Source organism: Microbacterium sp. F01 (assembly GCF_056156365.1).
In genome coordinates this window covers 3,423,243-3,446,566 of the sequence record NZ_CM149592.1, presented here as the reverse complement: position 1 = coordinate 3,446,566, position 23,324 = coordinate 3,423,243, and the positions used below count along the sequence as shown (strand labels likewise).

Sequence of the window (23,324 nt, the reverse complement as noted above, 5' to 3'; positions counted from 1 at the left end):
GTCAGCGCAGCCGCACCGGCGGATGCGCGACGCTCGCCATCGGGCCGACGCAGCGCAGGAGCGTCAGCACGACGCCGGCGGTGCCGTCGAGGACCGCCGGCGACCGGCCGCCCCGGACGCCGTGGCTCCATGTCGTGGTCCCGTCGGCAGCGATGCCGGCGGCGATGACGGATGCCTCGTACCGTGCCGCGCGCCGGCGCTCCTCGCGGGCGGCGGCATCGGTGGACCACGCCGCCTCCGCGCCGGCGAGGTGCAGTTCGACGACACCGGAGCGGCCGTGGCAGAGGGTGGCGTCGTCGCCCTGATCGTCGGGGAAGTCGCGGCGTGCGCGCTCGATCGAGCGGAGGGCCCGGAGGTAGGTCGATTCACTCTCGATGGCATCGTCCTCGTCGCCGACGCGGGAGCGGAGCGTCGCCGCGATCCCGATCCCCGGAGCGCCATGGCACCACGCCAGACCGATCGCCGGCTCGTCGACGCGGAGGTCGTACCAGCCGCCGTCCTCGGCGGCGTAGCCCGCGTCGTCCCACGTCCAGGCGGCATCGGCCAGCGCCCGGTCCACCCCCGCGACACCCGCCGCGTGGGCGGCCCGCAGCGCCAGGCCGACTCCCGAAGAGCCGTGTGCGAGCCCGGTGACCGCCCGGTCGCCGTCCGCCATCGGCCAGCGCGCGCCGCAGATGTCGACGACGGCGCGGGCGCGCAGGTCGCGCACGAGGCGCTGGGCTGCGGCCGCCCGGTGCGGCTCGGCGGTCGCGGGCAGTGCCGCCGCGAGCACCGCGAGCAGGTGGCCCGCCGAGCCGTCGAGAAGGTCCGCGTACCCCGGAAGCCACGAGTCGTCCGCGGTCGCGAGCGCCGCGACCGCGCGGGCGGCGAGCCGGCGACCTCGGCCCGCGAGGTCCGGTCGGCCGAGCGAGTCCGCCATGCGTTCGGCGGCGATCGCGATCCCCAGGTCGCCGCTCTGCCAGCCCAGCTGTCCGCGCCGGGCGGTGCGGCGGGAGTCCAGTACGTCGGCGAGCGTCGCCTGCGCGAGCACCGCGAGGGATTCGTCGCCCGCGTGCCGCGCGGCCGCGGCAAGGGCGAGGGCGATGCCCGCGCGCCCGGTCAGAAGGCCGTCGTCGACGGGCCCCGTTCGCAGGACCGAGCCGTCGGTGCTCGCGGCCAGATCGATCTCGTCGCCGATCCACTGCGGCGCCCCGCGGCCGTCGACGATGACGTCGGCGGCGAGACGGCGGGCCAGGGTGACGGCCGCAGCCCCCAGTTCGGCGGGGGACCGCACCGCCGTCTCGGACGCCGGCGCACGAGGGTCCAGCTCGACGGCGGTCATGGTCGTGCCTTCCAGGGGCGCGTCACATCGAGCCCCACGGCGCTCGCGGCCGAGCGCAGACGGCGGGGCGCAGCATCCGTGTCCGTGATGGCGGCGGCGATCGCGGCGACCTGCGCGGTTCGCTGCTGACCGAAGCTGGTGCCGTCGGCGGGGTCCTCCGACATCCCGATGCCCGCAGCGATGCGGCGCGTGGTCGGCGGAATCGACGCCTCCACGTGCGGCGTGATGTCGCGGGCCCGGCGGCGAAGGCTCGCGGCCACGCGGGCCCGGGCAGCTCGCGGCGTGTAGACGACGAGCGCGTCGGGGCGGCCGTAGCCGCTGGGCGCCGGCAGGCATTTGAGGGAGAACGCGCTCGCGGCGTCCGCGAACGCGCCCATCAGCGGGGGCAGCAGGGCCGCGGAATCCTCGGGGGAGCGGGCGTGCGCGTACCAGCGGTCGAGTGGGCCGTCGGGCACCCCCTCGCCGGAGTGCGCCCACCACCATCCCGACGCCTGATCCCATCCCGACGAACCGCGGGCGATCGTCACGAGGTCGCCGGGCGCGGGGGTGCAGCCCGGTCGCGAGGACGAGACGATGCGGTCCGTCGCGATGCGGAGGTGGCCGGGCGGAGCGGAGGAGGGAGGCCGGGATGCGACGACCGTGACCGTCGCGTCGCCCACGGCGAGCACGATCCAGGCCGCCGAGGTGCCCGCCGCCCGGCGTCGGATCGTCTCCAGCAGGCCGACGCGGGGGAACATCGGCGCAGCGACGAGAGCGCGCGCAGGTTGACCGACGGCGTCGCGCGTCTCTCCGGTCCACCAGTTCGCATAGAGCCATTCCGCAAGCGGACTCTCGATCTCGATTCCCCTCGGTGCGTCCGCGCGCAGTGCGCGCGCTTCGTCGGAGTCCTCGACGAGCGCGAGCGCCCGGCCCAGCTCGCTCAGCGTCGCCGTCGCGGTGCGCTCGCCGCGGGCGGTGGCCGCCTCCGCCGCGGCCTCCGAGGTCATCGTGCGAGACATGAGCGCACCTCCTGCACGAGAACCGCGACGTGATCCCGGCGTGCGGTCGCGAGCGTGGCGAGCCCCTGCGCCTGCTCCTCGTCGCCGCCCTCACTCCGCTCGGCGACCTCGAGCGCGAACTGCGCGAGGCGCAGCACCGAGGCCAGCGCCACCCGCTCCGCGAAGAGTGCGGTGGCGCGCGACGAGATCCGCGCGGCCTCGCCGTATCCCCGCACGAGGGCGCGACCCGGTGACGGCAGCCCGGCCGCCGTCGGCGCGTCGCGCAGGAGATGCTCGGCGACGAGGCAACCGAGGTCCCATGCCGGATCGCCCGCTCCGGCGAGCTCCCAGTCGACGATGACGGGGGCAGGGCCCGGTGCGACGGCGATGTTGTCCCACTTGAGGTCGTGGTGCACGAGCGCACGCCCCGCCGGCGTGCGCAGGCGCGCGGCGGCGGCCATCAGGGCCGGCTCCGCGCGAAAAAGCGCGATGAGGTCGCGCGTCGCCTCGGCGAGGCCGAGGCCGGCCGAGGCGGCGTCCGTGCGCTCGTCCGGGCGCAGCACGTGGAGCACGAGGGGCGGACGCGCCGGCGGCACCGGGAGGCCGGCGGTCGCGCGATGCACGGCGCCCACGCAGGCGCCGAGAAGGCGGAAGAAGGCGTCCGCGTCGCCGATCGTGTCGGAGACGAGGGCGAGGGACGCCGGATGTCCCGCTCCGAGGTCTTCCACGACGAGGATGCCGCGCTCCTCGTCGACGATCGCGGGCGACGGGATCGCCTTCTGCAGGGGGAGGCACCACCGTGCCATGCGCTGCACGAACAGCTCTGCGCCGAGGCCTTCCTGCGCAGAGTCCGTCGATCCCGTGGCGGGTGCGGTGAACGCGCCGGACTTCACGACCACGCGGCGGTCGTCGGGCAGGTGCACGGCCCACACGCCGTGGGCGCGGGACAGGTCGGTCGGCTCGGCGCGCAGCAGCTCGGTGGGGCCGAGCAGCCCCACCGCGCGCAGCGCGGTGACGGACGGATGCGGGGTGGTGCCCGCACCCGTCCGCACCATGGTCGCGTCGGCGATCACTCGTCGAACAGCCCCTCGCCGTAGGCGTCGCCGCCGCCGGACTGGAGCTCCTCGATCGCTGCGGCATGGCCGGCGGCGAAGCCGGCCTCGTAGCCGCCCTGCTCGACGCCGAACGGATCGGCGCCGCCGGGCTGCGGTCCTGGCCTGGGGCCCGTCACGGTCGTCGGGACCTTGGTGACCGTCGTCGTCACGGGGCACGCGATGTGGATTGACCTGATCTTCTGGCACTGCAGCGGAAGGACCGTCTTGATCGTCCCGCACTCCGGCAGGCTGATCGTCCTGGGCAGGCATGCCACCACGGGAGTCCGCAGCTTGACCGTGATCGTCGGCTTGAGGACGATGGGTCCCCGCGCCTTCAGCACCGCCGCGCTGGCGTCGACGAGTCCCCAGCCGTACCGGTCGTTCGGCACGGGATCGCTCGCGACGTCGCGCAGCGGCTTCGCCGTCGAGCGGAGGATGTCGCCGATCTCGGTTGCCGTCAGGCTCGGCTTGACCGCCTTCACGAGTGCCGCGACACCCGCCACGTGCGGCGAGGCCATCGACGTGCCGGCCATCGTGGCGAGGCCGCCGGCGAGGTACGTCGACAGGATGCCGACGCCCGGCGCCGAGATGTCGATGTGCGGTCCGGTCTGCGAGAACGCCGCGCGCGACTCGTTCGACTGGATCGCGGCGACCGCGATCACGTCCGGGTAGGCCGCGGGGAAGCTCGGCGAAGAGCTGCCGTCGTTGCCCATCGCGGCCACGACGACCACGCCCTTGCTCACCGCGTACGCCACCGCGCTCGCCTCGACCGAGGTCGAGGACGGGCTGCCGAGGCTCATGTTGATGACGTGGGCGCCGTTGTCGGCCGCGTACCGGATGGCCGCGGCGACGTCGGCCGACGAGCCCGTGCCGCTCACGCGACCGTCGCTGATGCGCACCACGCGGGTGAGCGCCTTGATCGGCATGATCCGTGTCTGCCACCCGACGCCCGCGACGCCGACGGCGTTGTTGGACACGGCGGCGATGGTGCCCGCGACGTGCGTGCCATGGCCGACCTCGTCCTCGGGGATCGCGTCGCGCCCCGCGAAATCGCCCTCGAAGCGCCACCCCGGGTTCGGCGTCGGGTTCGGACCCAGATCGACCATGTCGAACCCCGGGACCAGCAGCGGCGCCAGCTCGGGGTGGTCGAGGTCGACGCCCGAGTCGATGACCGCCACGACGACGCTCGCGGATCCCTTCGTGACGTCCCACGCGTCCGGGGCGTTGATCTTGGTCAGCCCCCACTGCGCCCCGAACTGCGGGTCGTCAGGGATGACGCTGGCCTCCCGCCACCGGTTCGGCTCGGCGACCTCGACCTCATCGAGGGCGTCGAGCTCAGCCGCCGCCTTGTCGGGGGCGACCTTCGCGTCGATGCGGACACGGAACGAGCGACCGAGGATCGATTCCTCGGGCTCGGGCACGCCGTCCAGGGCCATCACGGAACGCGCGATGCCCTGCGAGGGCGGCGCGAGCCGGGTGATGTCGTAGGCACCGAGGCGCGCGAGCACGGCGTCGACGCCCGACACCCCCAGCGAATCGGCCATCGAGACGCCGCGGCCGCCGGGGTGGATGGGCACGGATGCCGTCATCGCATCGGCGGCGTCGGCTTTGAGCGTGACGATGACCTCGCCGGGAATGACGTCGTCGCCGTCGATGTAGAGCGGAGCGGAGGCACCCAGTTCCGCCCGAGGAGCGGACGTGCGCTTTCGCGACGAGCCGCCGGATGTTGCAGCCATTTTCGGACTTCTCTCCTCAAGGGCCGCGAGGTTGCGGCCACCGTGGAGGAGGGATGGCGGGAAGAGACTGATACAGCCCTACACTGAGGCGGGTGCCGACCCCGATGCACCTCTCAGGTCACCCGGATTCCGACCGCCCCGAGCCCGGAGCCCCGCTCCAGTTCCGCTGGCGCAAGTGGGACGGCGGCCCGCACTGGGTCAACGACTGCATCTACCTCGGCAGGGACCGGTGGGGCGACTGGGTCGGTCAGCCCTCCGGCTGGCGCAACGTCCGTCCGGGGCTCGAGTTCGTCGCCGACGGACCCAACGTCACCCTCATCCCGCCGAGCGGCGACTACGCGATGACGGTCCACGGGGCGCCGCGGCGCGTGCGCATCTACATCGACGTCGCGTGGGACATCCGCTGGGAGGGCCACGAACCCCGCGGCATCGACATGGACCTCGACGTCGTGAAGGCGATCGACGGGCGCGGGCTGTTCATCGACGACCGTGACGAGTGGGATGAGCACCGCGTCGCGTACGGCTATCCGCTCGACCTCGTCGACAGGCTCGAGGCGCTCGCCGTGGACCTCGAGCGCCGCGTCGCGGCGGCGGAGGCGCCGTTCGATGACGCGACGCCCGATGCGTGGCTCGCCCGGCTCGCGTCCTACGACGCCGTCGCGCCGCCCCCACCCGTCTCCTTCGCGGCCGCGGGCGACGGCGGCCCCGGCACAGACGGCACCGCCGCCTAGACTCGAAGCCGTGGCATCCCACCCCTCCGATCCCGAGCCGAACCGCGCCGACCTCCACAAGGACCCGTCGCGCGTGAGCGGCATGTTCGACCAGGTCGCGGCCGGTTACGACCGCACCAACACCGTGCTGAGCATGGGCAATGACCGGTTCTGGCGCGCCGCGACGACGCGGGCGGTGAACCCGCGCGCCGGGCAGCGCATCCTCGACCTCGCTGCGGGCACGGGCGCCTCGAGCGTCGCCCTCGCAGGCCGGGGCGCCACGGTGGTCGCGGCGGACTTCTCGCCCGGCATGATCGCCGAGGGGCGACGCCGGCACAGCGGCATCCGGAATCTCTCCTTCGTGCAGGCCGACGCGACCGACCTGCCCTTCGGCGACGACGAGTTCGACGCGGTCACGATGTCGTTCGGGCTGCGCAACGTGAACGAGCCGAAGAAGGCGCTGAGCGAGCTGCTGCGTGTCACGAAGCCCGGCGGGCGCCTCGTCGTCTGCGAGTTCTCGCACCCGCCGTCGAAGGCGTTCAACGGCTTGTATCGCTTCTACAACGACCGTGTGCTGCCGGTCGTCGCGAAGTCCGTCAGCTCGAACGCCGAGGCCTACGACTACCTGAACGAGTCGATCCGCGACTGGCCCGACCAGCGCACGCTGTCGGCGTGGATCCGCCAGGCCGGCTGGACCGACGTGGCGCACCGCAACCTCTCGATGGGCATCGTCGCGCTGCACCGCGCCACGAAACCCCAGGCCTAGCAGCGGTCGCCGCTCGGCGGACCGCGACGAAACGCGCCCCCGGTAGGCTGGGCGTGTGACACCGACAGCGCCGGGCTCGCATATCGCGGGCAAGCTGGGCCTCACCGACCGCATCTTCGCGGGCGCGCGATCGCGCGGCCTGCTCAAGACCGTCGAGGCGGGGCTCAAGCGCGTCGACAGCGCCCTCGAGCGCGAGCTGCGCGTGGCCGACACCCTCGCCGACGCGACCAGCCGGTACCTCTACGACGCCGGCGGCAAGCGCATCCGTCCCATGCTGTCGCTGTTGACCGCTCAGCTCGGCGACGGCGCCACCGACGAGGTGATCGACGCCGCGACCGCTCTGGAGATGACGCATCTCGGATCCCTCTACCACGACGACGTGATGGATGCCGCCGACAAGCGTCGCGGCGTCCCCAGTGCGCACGCCGTGTGGGGCAACAACATCGCGATCCTCACCGGAGACCTGCTGTTCTCCCGCGCGAGCCAGATCATGGCGCGCCACGGCGAGGACGCCATCCGGCTGCAGGCCGACACGTTCGAGCGGCTCGTGCTCGGGCAGATGCACGAGACGGTCGGGCCGTCCGACGAGGACGACCGCGTCGCGTTCTACCTCCAGGTGCTTTCCGACAAGACGGGTTCGCTCATCGCGGCGGCCGCGCAGTCGGGCATCGTGTTCTCCAACGGGCCCAAGCAGTTCGAGCAGCCGATGGTGACGTTCGGCGAGAAGGCCGGCGTCGCGTTCCAGCTGCTCGACGACGTCATCGACCTCTCGGCCGACCCCGACGAGACCGGCAAGGTGCCCGGCACCGACCTGCGGGCCGGCGTGCCGACCATGCCCTACCTCGTGCTCGGGCAGCGGACCGATGCCGCCTCCGTCGACCTGCGGGACCGCATCGACGAGGGCGTGGCGCGCATCGCCGACGGCGCCGACCCCGCGATCCTCGACGAGCCGCTCGCGCAGCTGCGCGACCACGAGGCCACCCAGGCGACCCTCGACCTCGCCAACGCGTGGTCGACCGAGGCGATCGAGGCGCTCGCGCCGCTGCCCGACGGCGCGGTGCGGGAGGCCCTCACCCGGTTCGCCCAGGCCGTCGCCGACCGCTCCAGTTAGACGTACCCGCGTTTCGTCTCGCGAAGACCCGGGTCGAGCGAGCGAAGCGAGTCGACATCTCGCTCAACGACCGGGGGACGCGACGAGCCGACCTCCCGAAAGGACCACCATGACCAAGCTCCGGCTGGCGATCGTCGGCGCAGGACCGGCGGGCATCTACGCCGCCGACATCCTGCTCAAGGCCGAGCGCAAGTTCGACGTGTCGATCGACCTGTTCGAGCAGCTGCCCGCGCCCTACGGGCTGGTCCGCTACGGCGTCGCTCCCGACCACCCCCGCATCAAGGGCATCATCACGGCCCTGCGCGAGGTGCTCGACCGCGGCGACATCCGCATCTTCGGCAACGTGCACTTCGGCGAGGACATCACCCTCGAAGACCTCAAGCACCACTACAACGCGGTCATCTTCGCCACCGGCGCCATCCGCGACACCGACCTCGAGATCCCCGGCATCGACGCCATCGGTTCCTACGGTGCCGCCGACTTCGTGAGCTGGTTCGACGGGCACCCCGATGTGCCGCGCGAATGGCCGCTGGACGCAGCATCCGTCGCCGTCATCGGCAACGGCAACGTCGCACTCGATGTGTCGCGCATGCTCGCCAAGCATGCGGAAGACCTGCTGCCGACCGAGATCCCCGACAACGTGCACCAGGGCCTCGTCGCCTCGAACGTGACCGACGTGCACGTCTTCGGCCGCCGCGGCCCCGCGAACGTCAAGTTCACGCCGCTCGAGCTCCGCGAGCTCGGCGAGCTGCGCGACGTCGACATGGTCGTCTACGACGAGGACTTCGACTACGACGACGCGGCGCGCGCCGCCATCGCGAGCAACAAGCAGGTCATGGTGATCGACCGCGTGCTGCAGTCCTGGCGTAAGCGCGACTCGGTCAACAACAACGGCGGCGCGGCGTCGCGCCGCCTGCACCTGCACTTCTACGCCAAGCCGGTCGAGGTGAAGGCGGATGCCGAGGGCCGCGTGTCCGCTCTCGTCTACGAGCGCACACGCCCCGACGGCGAGGGCGGGGTCGTCGGCACCGGCGAACTGCGCGAGGTGCCGATCCAGGCGCTGTACCGCGCCGTCGGCTATTTCGGATCGCCCCTGGACGGCGTGCCGTTCGACGACCGGCACGGTGTCATCCCGAATCGCGAAGGCCAGGTGCTGAGCAAGGACTCGAACCAGCGCGTCAACGGCGTGTACGCCACCGGCTGGATCAAGCGCGGGCCGGTGGGCCTCATCGGCCACACCAAGTCCGACGCCATGGAGACGGTCCGTCACCTCATCAACGACCAGGGCACCTGGTGGCAGCCGGCCGACCCGTCGGAGGCTGCAATCCCGGCACTGCTCGCCGAGCGAGGCGTGGCCTGGACCGACCTCGACGGCTGGCACCGCCTCGACGAGCACGAGATGGCGCTCGGCGCACCCCACGAGCGGGCGCGCATCAAGGTCGTGCCCCGCGACGAGATGGTGACGATCTCCCGGGGCGAGTGACCCCACGCCCCTAGGCTGAGGGGCATGGCCGGGCCATCCCTCACGTGGGTCCCCGACATCCTGGGGAAGCCGTTCGAGCAGCTGACGCTGTCGCTCGGCGTGGACGGCGAGCATGGGCCGCTCGTCGCCACGCTCGTGCGCAGCATCCCGAATCCGTTCCTGACGCTGTTCGCGCCGCTGCGCGACGTCGACGTGCTCTACGTGCACGGCTGGTCGGACTACTTCTTCCAGCGCGACCTCGCGCGCTTCTGGACGGGGCGCGGCGCGAGGTTCTACGCGCTCGACCTGCGCCGGTACGGCCGGAGCCTGCGCGACGGGCAGATGCCCGGGTACATCGACTCCCTCGAGGACTACGACCTCGACATCTCGGCGGCGCTGCACGCGATGGGACACACCGCGGGGTCAGCCGGACATGACCCGTCGGCCGAACCGGACAGACGCGCGAGCCGCCGCAAGCTCGTGCTGATGGGCCATTCGACCGGCGGCCTCACGCTCACCCTCTGGGCCGCTCGACACCCCGGCCTCGCGCACGCGGTCGTGCTCAACAGCCCGTGGCTCGAGCTGCAGCTCGGCACCCTCGGGCGTCAGGCCCTGGCCCCGCTGGTGGACATGCGGGCGCGGCTGGATCCGCGCGGCACGCAGCCCGCCGTCGACTTCGGGTTCTACACGCGGGCGCAGGATGAGATCGGCGCTCTGCCACCGGACGACCACCGCGCGCTCTGGCGGCCCGACCGCGGCTTTCCGACCGCTCCGGCATGGCTGTCGGCCGTGATGGAGGGGCACCGCCGCGTGGCAGCCGGCGTCGACGTCGGCTGCCCGGCGATGGTGCTGCTGTCGGCCGGATCGACGACACCGCTGTCGTGGAAGGAGTCCATGACCTCGACGGACTCCGTTCTGGTGGTCGACGACATCGCCCGGGCCGCGACCCGCATCGGCGGGCTCGTCACGATCGCCCGCGTCGACGGCGCCATCCACGATGTCTTCCTCTCGCGCCCTGCCCCTCGGGCGATCGCGTACGATGCTCTGGACCGATGGGCTCGCGCGTACGTCGCACCGTACGAAAATGTCCCCCGAAGAGGGGACAGCGCTCTTGTAGACACTCGGGTTAAGCTGTAGGGGAGATGTCCCCAGCATCTCAGGGAAGGCCCTCCCCAAGAATCCTTCCCATCCGTCGTCACGCGCCGCTAACCGGGGGGTTGGTGATGCGAGAGCAGACGACGACAGGCCCCGGGTGTCCCCAGCACCCGGGGCCTTTATCGTTCCCGGCCGCGGTCGGTCACTCCGCGCGGCGGGCGATCACGCGCACGAGGAGGACGTAGGTCGTGAGCGAGAGCACGTACCCCAGCAGGTACACCACGAGCTCCTGCGCGAGGAAGCGACTGTAGTCGAGCGTTCCGTCCGTGACCGCCGGCGAGCTCTGGCCCAGCAAGAACGCCGCGGTCTGCCCCGCCGCGAGGATCGCCAGGAGCGCCAGCACGGCGAGAAGGGCGAGCCAGATGCGAGTGCGCCACACCCGGCCGGCCGCGGCCATCGCGGTCGACGATGTCCAGTCCGGCACCTCGGGGTCGAGCCAGCCGTTCACCCTCGGGATCAGGATGACCGCGGCGATGAACGCCGCGTTGAGGATCGCGGTGCCGACCCCGACGGCCGAGCCCCCGTCGACATCGCTGCGGACGAGCGACGGGATGAGGAGGACGACCAGCACCGGCAGCGTCGCGACGACGGCCGACAACACGGCCCGGAGGAAGCGCATGGCCCGAGTGTAGGGTCGGATTCCACCGCGACCGAGGAGCAACGACGATGCCCATCACCCCCACGTCGGCCGACGCCATGGCGATTCTCCGCCGACGCACGAGTGAGAAGTGGGGCGTCTACGCCGACGACGTGCTGCCGATGTTCGTCGCCGAGATGGATTTCCCGCTCGCGCCGGCGATCCGGCGGGCATTGCACGAGGCGATCGATCTGGGCGACACCGGGTACGTCAATCCTGTCGATCCGGGCGCTCGGGCGGCATTCCGCGACTACGCCGCTGCCGCCTGGGGTTGGGAGCCGGATCCGGAGCGAATGGGCATCACGACCGATGTGAGCGTCGTGATCGTGGAGTCGCTGCGCCGGCTGATCGAACCCGGCGACGGCGTAGTGATCACGCCCCCGATCTACCCGCCGTTCTACGACCTGATCCCCGAGGCAGGCGGGGCGGTGGTCGAGGTGCCGCTGCATGACGACGGATCCGCGTACGCGCTCGACCTCGACGGCATCGACCGCGCGCTGGCAGCGGGCGCGAAGGGTGTGCTGCTGTGCAGCCCGCACAACCCCGTCGGACTGGTCCACGACCGGTCGACGCTCGAAGAGCTCTCCCGCATCGTGGCCAGGCACGATGGGTTCGTCGTCGCGGACGAGATCCACGCACCGCTCACCCATCACGGCGTGGCGTTCACCCCTTACCTCACCGTCTCGGACGAGGCGCGGGCGCACGGCATCGCCGCCGAGTCGGGGAGCAAGGCGTTCAACCTCGCGGGGCTGAAGACCGCACTGTTCGTGTCAGCGTCCGACCGCATGACCGACCTCATCCGCTCGCTGCCCGAGGAGGTCACCTTCCGAGCAGGCCAGTTCGGGCTGATCGCAACCCGGGAGGGATTCGCTCACAGCCGGGACTGGCTCGCCGGCACGGTCGCCGCCGTGGAGGCCAATGTCGACCATCTGCACGCCGAACTCGCAGCGCATCTGCCCGCGGTGCGGCTTCGTCGCCCGTCGGCGAGCTACCTCGCGTGGCTGGACATGTCCGGTCTGGGGTGGGGAGACGACCCCGCCGTCATCGGCGAACAGCGGGCGCGCGTCGCATTGTCGAACGGCCCCGCATTCGGACGGCAGGGCGCGGGCTATGCGCGCATGAACCTCGCCTGCGCGCCGGAGACCATCACCGAGGCGGTGAGGCGGCTCGCGAGCGTGACCGTCTGAACCGAACGCCCCCGCGTCGAGCCAGTGTCAGCGGTAGTTGACGAACTGGAGGTCGACCTCGAGGTCGGCGGCCTTGAGCAGGCGCTGCACCTCCTGCAGGTCGTCGCGCGACTTCGACTGCACGCGCAGCTCGTCGCCCTGGATCTGCGACTTCACCGACTTGGGACCCTCGTCGCGGATGATCTTCGAGATCTTCTTCGCGTTCTCGGACGAGATGCCGTCCTTGATGGTCGAGACGATCCGGTACTCCTTGCCGCTCGCGAAGGGCTCGCCCGACTCGAGGCTCTTGAGTGAGATGCCCCGCTTGATGAGCTTCGACTGGAAGACGTCGAGGACGGCCTTCGCGCGGTCCTCGGTGCTGGCCTTGATGAGCACGGACTCGCCGCTCCACTCGACGGAGGCCCCGGTGCCCTTGAAGTCGTAGCGCTGCTCGATCTCTTTGCGGGCCTGGTTGAGGGCGTTCTCCGCCTCCTGGTGGTCGACCTTGCTGACGATGTCGAACGAAGAATCTGCCATGCCGGGCAGTCTATCGGCGGGTGCCGTACGGCGCGGGAGAACGGATGCTGCTGCACGCGGTTCCCGTCGGAGCGCGGCGTGCAAGCGATTCCACATGAGCGGTGAAAGTCACGGCGAGATATCGATCCGAACCCCGTGTTGCCATATGGCTTCTGCTGAGTTACAAATGTAAGCGCTTGCAATCGCGAGCGAGAGTCGACCACGCACCGTCGCGACCGACAGTGCGGCCGGACTCACTCAGCACTCCAGAGAGGCACTGCACCGATGAAGGTGAACAAGAAGAGCTGGCTCGCGCTCGGCGGTCTCGCCGTCGCGTCGATCGTCCTCGCAGGCTGCGCAGGCAGCGGGAACGACACCGGTTCGACCGACGAGGGCGACGCGACGTCGACGCTGACCGTCTGGGTCGACTCCGAGCGCGTCGACGCGCTGAAGGGCGCGGCCGACGCGTACAGCGAGAAGACCGGCGTCAAGGTCGACCTGGTGGGCAAGGACACCGGCAAGATCAAGGACGACTTCATCCAGCAGGCTCCGACCGGCAAGGGCCCGGACGTGGTCATGGGGGCCCACGACTGGCTCGGCGAGCTGTCGACCAACGGTGTCGTGGCTCCGATCGAGCTCGGCGACACCGCCGGCGACTACCTCCCGGTCGCGCTGCAGGCCTCGACGTACGAGGGCACGACCTACATGCTCCCGTACGCGGTCGAGAACATCGCCATCCTCCGCAACGCCGACATCATCCCCGAGCCGGCCACGAGCTTCGACGACATGATCGCCAAGGGCCAGGCCGCCGGCCTCACCACCCCGTTCGTCGTCCAGCAGGGCGTCGAGGGCGACCCGTACCACCTGTACCCGTTCCAGACCGCGTTCGGCGCCCCCGTTTTCGGCACCGACGCCGAGGGCAACTACGACCCGGCCGACCTGCAGATCGGCAACGAGGGCGGCTTCCAGTTCGCGAGCTGGCTCGGCGCGCAGGGCGCGGCGGGCAACTTCAACACCGACGTCGACGGCGACATCGCCAAGACGAAGTTCCTCGAGGGTGAGGCGGCCTTCTGGCTGACCGGCCCCTGGAACGTCGGTGCCGCGACCGACGCGGGCATCAACGTCGCGATCGACCCGATCGCGAGCCCGACCGGGGCTCCCGCTCAGCCGTTCGCCGGCGTCAAGGGCTTCTTCGTGAGCTCCGAGTCCGACAACAAGGTCGCCGCGAACGACTTCCTCGTCAACTACATCGGCACCGAGGACGTTCAGCTCGAGCTCTTCAAGGCCGGCAACGTGCTGCCCGCCCTCACGGCTGCTGCCGACACGGCGGCCGCCGACCCGATCATCGCCGGTTTCCAGACCGTCGGTGCCGACGCCGTCCCGATGCCGGCCATCCCCGCGATGGGCGCCGTGTGGCAGTTCTGGGGCATCGCCGAGGCTGCGATCATCAACGGCGCCGACCCGACGGCGACGTGGCAGAAGCTCACCGACGACGTGAGCGCCGCCATCAAGTAACACCCTGCGGTCTCACGACCGTGACAGGCGACCGGGGCGGATGCCGAGGCATCCGTCCCGGTCCCGATGATGAGGATGATCGATGACCGATACTCTCTCCGCGACTGACGAGAAGGCCCCGCCGCAGACGCCGAAGCAGCGCAGTGCCGCCCGCATGGCCGATGCGGCCGGCGGCCGGCTGCGCTGGATCGTGCTCAAGATCGTGATGCTGGCGATCGTGGACGCTGTCGCGCTCTACGCCGTCTTCGTCCTCTTCCTGCACAACGAGTGGCTGGTTCTCACGCTGGTGACGGCCGTGACGATCCTCGTCAACTGGATCTACTTCTCCCGCAAGCAGATCCCCGGCAAGTACCTGACCCCCGGCATCATCCTGCTGGTCGTCTTCCAGATCTTCACCCTGAGCTACACCGCCTACATCGGCCTGACCAACTACGGCACCGGCCACAACGGCTCCAAAGACCAGGCGATCGCGTCCCTCATGCGGTCCTCGCTCGTCCGCGTCGAGGACTCCCCGACGTTCGATGTGACCGTGGTCGAGCGCGTCGGCGAACTCGGCCTGCTGGTGACCGACCCCACCGACGGCGAAGCGTCGCTCGGCACCAACCAGAAGCCGCTCGAGTCGGTCGAGGCCACCATGGAGGGCGGCAAGGCCGTCGCCGTCGACGGCTGGACCACGCTCACGTTCGCGGACGTGCTCGCGCGCAGCAACGAGGTCGAAGAGCTCGCGGTGCCGTACACCGACGACCCCAACGAAGGCGCGATCCGTACGCAGGACGGTCAGAAGGGGTACCTCTACACCTCCACGCTCGTGTACGACCCCGCCGCCGACACGATGACCGACACCTCCACCGGCACCGTCTACACCGACTCCGGCGAGGGCGCCTTCACCTCGGAATCCGGTGAGCAGCTGCTGCCCGGTTGGCAGGTCTTCGTCGGCTTCGACAACTTCGTGCGCGCACTGACCGACACGACCATCCGCGGCCCGCTGCTGGCGGTGACGGCGTGGACGTTCGTGTTCGCGATCGTCTCGGTGGCCACGACGTTCTTCCTCGGGCTGCTCTTGGCGATGCTCTTCCAGAGCAAGCGGATGCGGTTCAAGAACGGGTACCGGATCATGCTGATCCTGCCGTATGCGTTCCCGGCGTTCCTGTCGGCCCTCATCTGGGCCGGCATGATGAACAAGAGCTTCGGCTTCATCAACCAGGTGCTCCTGGGCGGGGCCGAGATCGGCTGGCTGACCGACCCGTGGATCTCGAAGTTCTCGGTGCTGCTGGTCAACCTCTGGCTCGGCTTCCCCTACATGTTCCTCGTCTGCATGGGGGCTCTGCAGGGCATCCCCGAAGAGGTCAACGAAGCCGGCGTCATGGACGGCGCGAGCCCGTGGCAGATCTTCCGCCGCATCAAGCTTCCGCTCCTGCTCGTGACGGTCGCGCCGCTGCTGATCGCGTCGTTCGCCTTCAACTTCAACAACTTCAACCTGATCTACATGCTCACCGGCGGCGGGCCGCGATTCGAGGACACGGCGATACCGGCGGGGCACACCGACCTGCTGATCTCGATGGTCTACAAGGTCGCCTTCACCGGGCAGAACCGCGACTACGGGCTCGCATCCGCGTTCACGATCCTGATCTTCATCGTGGTCGCCGTCATCGCGGTGATCAGCTTCCGCAAGACCAAGGCCCTCGAGGAGCTGAACTGACATGTCGGAATCCCAGGACCGTCTCGCCCACCCCGACAAGACCGTGACGCAGAACGCGACCCTCGCCGTCGCCGGCGGCAGCACCGCCGAGCAGTTCCAGACCGCGGCGCCCGGCATGGCGCCCTCGCCGCGTGCCGAGCGGCCGGCTCGCCGTCGCCCGTTCGGCAGGTGGTTCGCCGACACCGGCTGGCGTCACCTCGTCGCGATCGTCGTGTCGGCGTTCGCGATCTTCCCGCTGCTGTACGTGCTGTCGGCGTCGCTGAACCCGAGCGGCACCCTCACCGGCACCAACCAGCTGTTCTCTGCCGTCGGGATCGACAGTTACGTGCGCATCCTGACCGACCCGCAGATCCCGTACCCCCAGTGGTTCCTCAACACCATGATCGTGGCGCTGATCACGGGATTCACGATGGTGTTCATCGGCGCCCTCGCGGCGTACGCGTTCTCACGCATGCGCTTCATGGGCCGGCGCGTGGGCCTCATCACGATCGTGGTCGTGCAGATGTTCCCGCAGATGCTGGCGGTGGTGGCGATCTTCCTCATGTTCAGCGCGATCAGCGACTGGTTCCCGGCCATCGGACTCAACACGCTGAGCGGTCTGATCCTGATCTACCTCGGCGGCGCGCTGGGCGTGAACACCTACCTGATGTACGGCTTCTTCAACACCATCCCGAAGGAACTCGACGAGGCGGCGAAGATCGACGGCGCCGGCCATGCCCGCATCTTCTTCACGATCATCCTCCGCCTGGTCGCGCCCATCCTCGCGGTCGTCGGACTGCTGTCGTTCATCGGCATCGTGAACGAGTACATGATCGCGAGCGTCCTGCTCATCGATCCCGACAAGCAGACGCTCGTCGTCGGCCTGACGAAGCTCGTGTCGAACCCGCGCTACGCGGACTGGTCGGGCTTCGCCGCAGGCGCGGTGATGGCGGCGATCCCCGTCGTGATCGTGTTCCTGCTGCTGCAGAAGTACATCGTCGGCGGTCTCACCGCCGGCGCCACGAAGGGCTGATCCCGCGAGGCTGATCGCTCTGCCATGATCGGGGCGACCCCCGCCACCGCACGCCTGACGAAAGACCTCGCCTTGACGACCCTCCTTCCTCACCACGACGGCTCGCCGCTGTACGTGTCCGACCTCGCGCCGCAGCTCGGGGACGTGGTCACCGTGCGGCTCCGCGTGCCGGCGGGCTACGGACCCCTCGCCGCGGTGCGCACGCGCTCGAATCCCGATCACGAGCCGGAATGGACGGATGCTGCGCCCCTCGGCGCGGCGGACGGCTGGGAGTGGTGGGAGGCCCCCGTCACGGTGCGCAATCCGCGTCACGGGTACCGCTGGGTGCTCGTGCATGAGAACGGGCGCGTCGAGTGGCTGAATCAGACCGGCCTCCACGCGATCGAGACCCTCGACGCCGAGGACTTCGCGCTCGTCGCGTACCCGGAGCCGCCGGCGTGGCTCACCGACTCGGTGATGTACCAGGTGTTCCCCGACCGCTTCGCGCGGTCGGCGCGGGCCGACACGCATCCGACCCCGGACTGGGCGATCCCGGCGACCTGGGACGACCCCGTCGATCCCGTGGTGCCGGCGCGCTCGCAGCAGTTCTACGGCGGCGACCTCGACGGCGTCATCGAGAAGCTCGACCATCTCGTGTCGCTCGGCGTCAACCTCCTGTACCTCACGCCGATCTTCCCGGCCGCGTCGAACCACCGGTACGACGCGTCGAGCTTCGACCTGGTCGACCCGCTGCTCGGCGGCGATGAGGCCTACGTCCGGCTGATCGAGGCGGCGCACGCCCGCGGCATCCGTGTCATCGGCGATCTGACGAGCAACCACTCGGGCGATCGGCACGAGTGGTTCCAGGCGGCACTCGGCCGTCCCGGCGCGCCGGAGGAGGAGTTCTACTACTTCACGGATGCCGCGAACACCAGGTACGCCTCGTGGCTCGGCGTGCCGACGCTGCCCAAGTTCAACTGGGCGTCGCAGGAGCTGCGCGACCGGTTCATCGAGGGCCCGGACTCGGTGGTCGCGAAGTGGCTGAAGCCGCCGTACGCGGCCGACGGCTGGCGCATCGACGTCGCCAACATGACGGGACGCCTCGGCTCCGTCGATCTCAATGCCGAGGTGCGCCAGCTGCTGCGTCGCACGATGATCGAGATCAATCCCGACACCATCCTGCTCGGTGAGTCGACGAACGACGCCGCGAGCGACCTGCAGGGCGACGGCTGGCACGGCGCGATGACGTACCCGTCGTTCACTCGGCCGGTGTGGGGCTGGCTCTCCGAGCCGACCCACGCGCCGTACCTCACCCACGACGGCCGGGAGGCGACCGAGCCGTGGTTCTTCACGCAGCCGGTCGGCGGCATCCCGCGGTACACCGCGCGGCAGTTCGTCGACGCCGTGGTGCGCTTCACGGCCGGCATCCCGTGGCGCGTGCGCCTGGGCAACATGCAGCCGCTCGACACCCACGACACCGGCCGCTTCGCGACCAACGCGGCGCCGGGGACGGTCCCGGTCGCGGCGGGGCTCATGATGACGCTGCCCGGCCTGCCCGTGATCTTCGCGGGCGACGAGTTCGGCCTCGTCGGGGTCGACGGCGAAGCGAGCCGCACGCCGATCCCGTGGGGGAGCGAGGGCGAGCCCGAGGTGGCCGAACGGCTCGCCCTCTACCGTGAGCTCGTCGCTCTGCGTCACGCGCACCCGACGCTGTCGACCGGCGGTCTGCGCTGGGTCCACGTCGACGACGAGTCCGTGGTGTTCGTGCGCGAGTCGGCCGACGAGACGCTGCTCGTCCTCGCCGCCAGGGGCGACGCCGATGCCGAGATCGCGCCCAGCGCGCTGCCCCGAGCGGCCGCCGCGGAGGCCGTCTGCGGCGACGCGACCCTCGCGGTCGCCGGCGACGGTTCGGTGCTGCTGTCGGCCGACGGGCCGGCGTTCGCCGTCTGGCGGCTCGCGGGAGTCGACGTGCCGGCGCCCGAGCCCGTCTCCGCGACCGCGGACGAGGTGTCGCGGGGCGTCGTCTCGGCCGACGAGACCACCCCCGCGGAGCTGGTCGAGTCCGCCTGACCGGAAGGCGGCCACCTGTGGACAACCCGTGACACGGGGTCGCAGCATCCTGCACACTGAGTCCCATGTCAGCGTTGACCACCATCGGCCTGCCCGTGGCCCTCGGAATCATCATGTTCGGGCTCGGCCTGAGCCTCACCCCCGGCGACTTCGCCCGCGTCCTCAAGCAGCCGAAGGCGGTGATCGTCGCGCTGGTGTGCCAGCTGATCCTGCTGCCGCTCATCTGCTTCGGGCTCGTGCTCGCGTTCCAGCTGCCGCCGATCCTCGCGGTCGGCATGATGATGCTCGCGGCGTCGCCGGGCGGCACCACCGCCAACCTCTACAGCCACCTGTTCCGGGGCGACGTGGCCCTGAACATCTCGCTCACCGCGGTGAACTCGGTGATCGCCGTGTTCACCCTCCCGCTCATCACCAACCTCGCGATCCTCTACTTCAACCCGTTCGACGACCAGCTGGGGATGCAGTGGGCGAAGACGATGGAGGTCTTCGCGATCGTGCTGCTGCCGGTGGCGCTCGGCATGATCGTGCGGCGCTTCTGGCCGCGGTTCGCGGAGGCGATGGACAAGCCGGTGCGCATCGCATCCGTCATCATCCTGGTCGTCGTGATCGCCGGCGCCGTCGTGCAGAACTGGGCGCTCCTCGTCGAGAACTTCGGCAGGCTCTCGCTCATCACGATCGTGTTCTGCCTCATCAGCCTCACGATCGGGTATTTCGCGCCGCGCCTGGTGAAGGTCGGCAAGCGCCAGTCGATCGCGTCGTCGTTCGAGATCGGCATCCACAACGCGACGCTCGCGATCGTCATCGCGCAGACCGTGCTCGGCTCGGTCGAGCTGTCGCTGCCGGCGGCCGTGTACGGCGTGCTGATGTTCTTCATCGCGTTCGGGTTCGGCTTCCTGATCCGCGACCGCTCGGGAGCTGCCGAGGAGCCGGCATCCGACTCCGCGGACGACGCGGCCACGCCGGCGGCGTCAGCCTGACGACGAGGGCGACGGATGCTGCCGCCCCGGCGTGAACGAATACGCGGGGTGGCGGCATCCGTCGTCCTTCGTAGACTGGGCGGGCGAGGAGGTGCCATGCGCCCACTGACCGAGGATGAGTTGCGTTCCGCGTTCGTGAACGCCTCCGCCGACGAGCTGCGTCTCGTCACCCTGCCGCACGACTTCGTGCTCACCGACTGGGATCACCTCGATTTCCTGGCGTGGCGCGACCCGCGCACTCGTGGCCGCGGCTACCTGATCGCCGAGATCGACGGGGAACCCGCGGGCATCGTGCTGCGTGGAGCCGAGGGCTCGTCCCACGCGCGCGCGGCGCTCTGCAACCTGTGCCACACGATGCAGCCCGCCGATCAGGTCACCATGTACACGGCCCGCAAGGCCGGCGAGGCCGGCGTGCACGGCGACAGCGTGGGCACGTACATCTGCGCCGACCTGTCGTGTCACGAGAACGTGCGCCTCGCGCCGCCGCTGGCGCCGAACGAGGTGCGCGCGAGCGTCGACATGAAGATCGACGGCACGCGCCGGCGCACGGAGGCCTTCGTCGGCCGCGTGCTCGAGACCGCGGGGGTGCCGCGATGACCGTCGTCGTGGTGGGCGACGCGCTCATCGACGAGCTGCGAGACGACCACGGCGTGCGGGAGTTCGTGGGCGGGGCCGCGCTCAACGTCGCGGTCGGCCTCGCGCGGCTCGGCGTGCCGGCCACCCTCGTCTCGATGCTGGGCGACGACGAGCCCGCATCGCGCGTGAGGCGTTACCTCGCCGACTTCGGCGTCGACCTCCTCGCGACGCCGTCGCTCCTCGGCACCGCGCGCGCCGTGAGCACGCGGTCCGGAGCGGGGGAGCCCGTGTACGAGTTCAACGAGGCGTCACAGCGCCGGCGCATCCGCTTCGGCGAGGCCGAGCGGCAGGCGTTCGCCGACGCCGACCTCGTGGTCGTGAGCTGCTTCGCCTTCGACGACGCCGAGCAGGCGGCGGAGCTGGCCGACGCGATCGCCGGAGCCGAGGCATCCGTCGCGATCGATCCCAACCCTCGCACCGGCATGATGCACGACAAGGACGAGTTCGTGCGCGGCTTCGAGGCGCTCGCGGCCGGCTCCGCGCTCGTCAAGGTCGGCGAGGACGACGCCGCGCTGCTGTACGGCGATCGGCTCGACGCCTTGCGCGCTCGCTTGATCGACATCGGTGCCCGCGCGGTGCTGGCGACCGAGGGCTCCGCCGGAGCCACGATCGAGGCCGGCGATGTCGTCGTGACACGGCCGATCTCGAACCTGCCGGGCCGCATCGTCGACACGATGGGCGCGGGCGACGCGGCCTTCGCAGCGACGGTCGCCGCACTCGTCGACCGCACGCCGGACAGCGCCGAGGAGTGGGACGCCGTGCTGGTCTCGGCGATGGACGCCGCCGCGGCGACGTGCCGTTTCGAGGGGGCGCTGCTGCGCACTCCGAGCGCACTCGAGGGCCTCGATCTGGACCGCGTCGGCACCTAGAGCGGGCCGATTTCAGACCTCGGGCATCTACGCGTAATATGGTGGATCGCGCCTCCGGTCGTCTGGAAAAGTCGGACGGGTGCGCACCTGGCGAGTTACCCAAGCGGCCAAAGGGATCTGATTGTAACTCAGCTGTCATCGACTTCGGGGGTTCGAATCCCTCACTCGCCACCACCACCACCACACGAAGCGCCCCGCACCGCGGGGCGCTTCGTGGTTTCCGGGCGGCTACCCTGAGGCGATGACCTGGACCGCCACCGGCACCCTCACCGCGGAGGCCGCCACGCGGCATCCCGAGCTCGTCAGTCCCGTCGTCGCGAGCGGCCTCGCGCTGCTCGATCCGGCCGTTGCGGCAAGCGTGGGGGTCGCCGAGATCGACGCGGCGCTCGCCGACACTGCCGCGTTCTGCGAGCGGTACGGCGTCGCGCCCGAGGCCTCGGCCAACTGCGTCGTCGTGAAGGGCAAGCGCGGCGGTGACGTGCGGTTCGCCGCGTGCCTGGTGCTCGCGACGACCCGCGCCGACGTCAACGGCGTCGTGAGGCGACGCCTCGACGTGCGCAGCGCCTCGTTCGCGCCGATGGACGAAGCCGTCGCGCTCACCGGCATGGAGTACGGCGGCATCACTCCGATCGGGCTTCCGGCGGACTGGCCGATCCTCGTCGACGCCGCCGTCGCGGCGGCGCCCGAGGTCGTCATCGGCGGGGGAGTGCGCGGGAGCAAGCTGTTCCTTCCGGGCAGCGCGCTGCTCGCCCTCCCCGGCGCCGAACTGGTCGAGGGTCTCGGACGCGCCGTGGGCTGAGGCATCCGGTTCTTTCGAGGCTCGACACCGGCCCACGATGGCCTGCAGCGCCGCCGGTCGGCGTGTCAGGATGGGCGGTGCAGGCACTCCGCCCGCGTCACGAGAGGAACGCCATGACCGCGCCCGATCCGTATGCGACGCCCGTTCCGAGCGCGGAAGCCGGGCGGACGGATGCCTCGCCCTCGCCGTTGCTGCGGATCGCCATCTGGGTCGCGATCGGCGCCCTCGTCGCCGCCGCGCTGGTCTGCGTCGTCTGGGTGCTCATCGGCGGGCAGAACGGCCTCATCGGGCGGGCTTTCCTGACGATCCTCCTTCTCGCCGGCTTCGCCGGCGTCGCGATCCTCGACGCGCACCTCGCGCCGCGGCGCCCCGCGTGGTTCGCACTCGCGAGCCTGGCCTCGTGGATCATCGCGCTGCTGATCGGCGCGATCATGATCTGGATGCCCGACCGCTTCCCGTGGCTCGGGTTCTCGCGGGTCATCCAGTTCCTGCTGATCGTGCTCATCCTCCAGCTCGTGCTGCTGCACGTGCGGCTGTACATCAAGGCGTTCCAGCGCCACGACACGCCCTTCACCCGTACGGTCGTCGTCATCACGATCGCGCTCGTCGTCGGACTCGCGGCCCTCCTGATCGTCCCGCTGGCGTTCTGGGAGTGGCTGTACTTCGCCGACATCTACTGGCGCATCGTGGTCGCCGTCGCGATCCTGGCGGCGGTCGGCACGGCGCTCGTGCCGCTCATCAACGTCCTCCTCGCGCCGAAGAAGCCGCGTCCGTACGCCGCGTACCCCGCCCTCGCCGCCCCGGCCGCGGCTGCCGCCCTCGCGGCGCCGGGCACTCAGGAGCTTCTGCCCTGGCCGACGTACGTCGACGCGATGACGCCGCTGCCGATGCTTCCGGACGGCTCGCCGGACTGGAACGCCTACTACACGGGCTACCCGTCGCCGGGCGCGCACGTGTTCACGCGGGTCGAACCGGCAGCGGCCGCGGAGCTGCCCGCCGCGGCGCCGGAACCGGCGCCGGCGCCCACGCCCGCGCCGCCGGCTCCTGAGCAGCCGAGGATGCAGCCCGGGTACGAGGGGTACCCGCCGCCCCCGCCGCTGCCGCCGCGCCCCTGATC

General features: G+C 70.7%; 21 protein-coding genes and 1 tRNA gene. 16 read left to right on the top strand and 6 right to left on the bottom strand.

Going from position 1 to position 23,324, the window contains the following annotated elements; genetic code table 11:
* Window position 1 precedes the first annotated feature (1 nt).
* Genes ACVN90_RS15865 through ACVN90_RS15850 form a run of 4 tightly spaced genes read right to left on the bottom strand, consistent with a single transcriptional unit; the run spans window position 2 to window position 5,128 of the window.
* Window positions 2-1,321 carry a lanthionine synthetase LanC family protein gene (locus ACVN90_RS15865; RefSeq protein WP_475099168.1) on the bottom strand — a complete coding sequence of 440 codons (1,320 nt, stop codon included), beginning with the start codon at window positions 1,319-1,321 and terminating at the stop codon, window positions 2-4.
* Window positions 1,318-2,319 (bottom strand): T3SS effector HopA1 family protein, encoded by a 1,002-nt coding sequence (locus tag ACVN90_RS15860; RefSeq protein ID WP_475099167.1) that lies wholly within the window; start codon window positions 2,317-2,319, stop codon window positions 1,318-1,320. The genes ACVN90_RS15865 and ACVN90_RS15860 overlap by 4 nt, the downstream gene beginning before the upstream one ends.
* Window positions 2,304-3,371: a phosphotransferase gene (locus ACVN90_RS15855; protein WP_475099166.1), complete on the bottom strand. Its 1,068-nt coding sequence runs from the start codon at window positions 3,369-3,371 to the stop codon at window positions 2,304-2,306. Before ACVN90_RS15855 ends, ACVN90_RS15860 begins: the two co-directional genes overlap by 16 nt.
* Window positions 3,368-5,128 carry a S8 family serine peptidase gene (locus ACVN90_RS15850; protein ID WP_475099165.1) on the bottom strand — a complete coding sequence of 587 codons (1,761 nt, stop codon included), beginning with the start codon at window positions 5,126-5,128 and terminating at the stop codon, window positions 3,368-3,370. The genes ACVN90_RS15855 and ACVN90_RS15850 overlap by 4 nt, the downstream gene beginning before the upstream one ends.
* A gap of 92 nt (window positions 5,129-5,220) precedes the next feature.
* Between ACVN90_RS15850 and ACVN90_RS15845 the strand changes: the two genes are divergently transcribed.
* From ACVN90_RS15845 to ACVN90_RS15825, 5 genes are all read left to right on the top strand, one after another.
* The gene (locus ACVN90_RS15845) at window positions 5,221-5,859 is read left to right on the top strand and encodes a DUF402 domain-containing protein (RefSeq protein WP_475099164.1); all 639 of its coding nucleotides are present in this window, start codon (window positions 5,221-5,223) and stop codon (window positions 5,857-5,859) included.
* A 10-nt stretch (window positions 5,860-5,869) separates the two neighbouring features.
* Window positions 5,870-6,604: a demethylmenaquinone methyltransferase gene (locus ACVN90_RS15840; RefSeq protein ID WP_311292474.1), complete on the top strand. Its 735-nt coding sequence runs from the start codon at window positions 5,870-5,872 to the stop codon at window positions 6,602-6,604.
* A 55-nt stretch (window positions 6,605-6,659) separates the two neighbouring features.
* Window positions 6,660-7,715, top strand: a complete 1,056-nt coding sequence (locus ACVN90_RS15835) for a polyprenyl synthetase family protein (RefSeq protein WP_056368931.1) — start codon at window positions 6,660-6,662, stop codon at window positions 7,713-7,715.
* 109 nt (window positions 7,716-7,824) lie between these two features.
* Window positions 7,825-9,198 (top strand): FAD-dependent oxidoreductase, encoded by a 1,374-nt coding sequence (locus ACVN90_RS15830; RefSeq protein ID WP_475099163.1) that lies wholly within the window; start codon window positions 7,825-7,827, stop codon window positions 9,196-9,198.
* A 24-nt stretch (window positions 9,199-9,222) separates the two neighbouring features.
* A complete protein-coding gene (locus ACVN90_RS15825; RefSeq protein WP_475099162.1) occupies window positions 9,223-10,314 on the top strand; it encodes an alpha/beta hydrolase in 1,092 nt (363 codons plus the stop codon).
* Between the two features lie 160 nt (window positions 10,315-10,474).
* Here ACVN90_RS15825 and ACVN90_RS15820 read toward each other — a convergent pair whose 3' ends face one another.
* Window positions 10,475-10,951, bottom strand: coding sequence for a hypothetical protein (locus ACVN90_RS15820; RefSeq protein WP_475099161.1), 477 nt, complete (start codon window positions 10,949-10,951; stop codon window positions 10,475-10,477).
* Window positions 10,952-10,998: 47 nt separating this feature from the next.
* Between ACVN90_RS15820 and ACVN90_RS15815 the strand changes: the two genes are divergently transcribed.
* Window positions 10,999-12,156: a MalY/PatB family protein gene (locus ACVN90_RS15815; protein WP_475099160.1), complete on the top strand. Its 1,158-nt coding sequence runs from the start codon at window positions 10,999-11,001 to the stop codon at window positions 12,154-12,156.
* A 27-nt stretch (window positions 12,157-12,183) separates the two neighbouring features.
* Here ACVN90_RS15815 and ACVN90_RS15810 read toward each other — a convergent pair whose 3' ends face one another.
* Window positions 12,184-12,672, bottom strand: coding sequence for a YajQ family cyclic di-GMP-binding protein (locus ACVN90_RS15810; RefSeq protein ID WP_475099159.1), 489 nt, complete (start codon window positions 12,670-12,672; stop codon window positions 12,184-12,186).
* A gap of 264 nt (window positions 12,673-12,936) precedes the next feature.
* On the opposite strand from ACVN90_RS15810, the gene ACVN90_RS15805 reads away from it, so the two are divergent.
* From ACVN90_RS15805 to ACVN90_RS15760, 10 genes are all read left to right on the top strand, one after another.
* Window positions 12,937-14,166, top strand: a complete 1,230-nt coding sequence (locus ACVN90_RS15805; RefSeq protein ID WP_475099158.1) for a sugar ABC transporter substrate-binding protein — start codon at window positions 12,937-12,939, stop codon at window positions 14,164-14,166.
* 82 nt (window positions 14,167-14,248) lie between these two features.
* Window positions 14,249-15,865 (top strand): ABC transporter permease subunit, encoded by a 1,617-nt coding sequence (locus tag ACVN90_RS15800; protein ID WP_475099157.1) that lies wholly within the window; start codon window positions 14,249-14,251, stop codon window positions 15,863-15,865.
* A gap of 115 nt (window positions 15,866-15,980) precedes the next feature.
* Window positions 15,981-16,877, top strand: coding sequence for a sugar ABC transporter permease (locus ACVN90_RS15795; RefSeq protein ID WP_475102140.1), 897 nt, complete (start codon window positions 15,981-15,983; stop codon window positions 16,875-16,877).
* Window positions 16,878-16,901: 24 nt separating this feature from the next.
* Window positions 16,902-18,926 carry a glycoside hydrolase family 13 protein gene (locus ACVN90_RS15790; protein ID WP_475099156.1) on the top strand — a complete coding sequence of 675 codons (2,025 nt, stop codon included), beginning with the start codon at window positions 16,902-16,904 and terminating at the stop codon, window positions 18,924-18,926.
* 65 nt (window positions 18,927-18,991) lie between these two features.
* Complete coding sequence (locus ACVN90_RS15785) at window positions 18,992-19,903, top strand: bile acid:sodium symporter family protein (RefSeq protein WP_475099155.1); 912 nt, start codon at window positions 18,992-18,994, stop codon at window positions 19,901-19,903.
* 96 nt (window positions 19,904-19,999) lie between these two features.
* Window positions 20,000-20,500, top strand: coding sequence for an FBP domain-containing protein (locus tag ACVN90_RS15780; protein WP_374975415.1), 501 nt, complete (start codon window positions 20,000-20,002; stop codon window positions 20,498-20,500).
* The gene (locus ACVN90_RS15775; RefSeq protein WP_475099154.1) at window positions 20,497-21,408 is read left to right on the top strand and encodes a PfkB family carbohydrate kinase; all 912 of its coding nucleotides are present in this window, start codon (window positions 20,497-20,499) and stop codon (window positions 21,406-21,408) included. The genes ACVN90_RS15780 and ACVN90_RS15775 overlap by 4 nt, the downstream gene beginning before the upstream one ends.
* An 89-nt stretch (window positions 21,409-21,497) precedes the next feature.
* Window positions 21,498-21,582: transfer RNA gene (locus ACVN90_RS15770), tRNA-Tyr, on the top strand.
* A gap of 67 nt (window positions 21,583-21,649) precedes the next feature.
* Window positions 21,650-22,207 carry a YbaK/EbsC family protein gene (locus ACVN90_RS15765; protein WP_475099153.1) on the top strand — a complete coding sequence of 186 codons (558 nt, stop codon included), beginning with the start codon at window positions 21,650-21,652 and terminating at the stop codon, window positions 22,205-22,207.
* A gap of 113 nt (window positions 22,208-22,320) precedes the next feature.
* Window positions 22,321-23,322, top strand: a complete 1,002-nt coding sequence (locus ACVN90_RS15760; protein ID WP_475099152.1) for a hypothetical protein — start codon at window positions 22,321-22,323, stop codon at window positions 23,320-23,322.
* Window positions 23,323-23,324 lie beyond the last annotated feature (2 nt).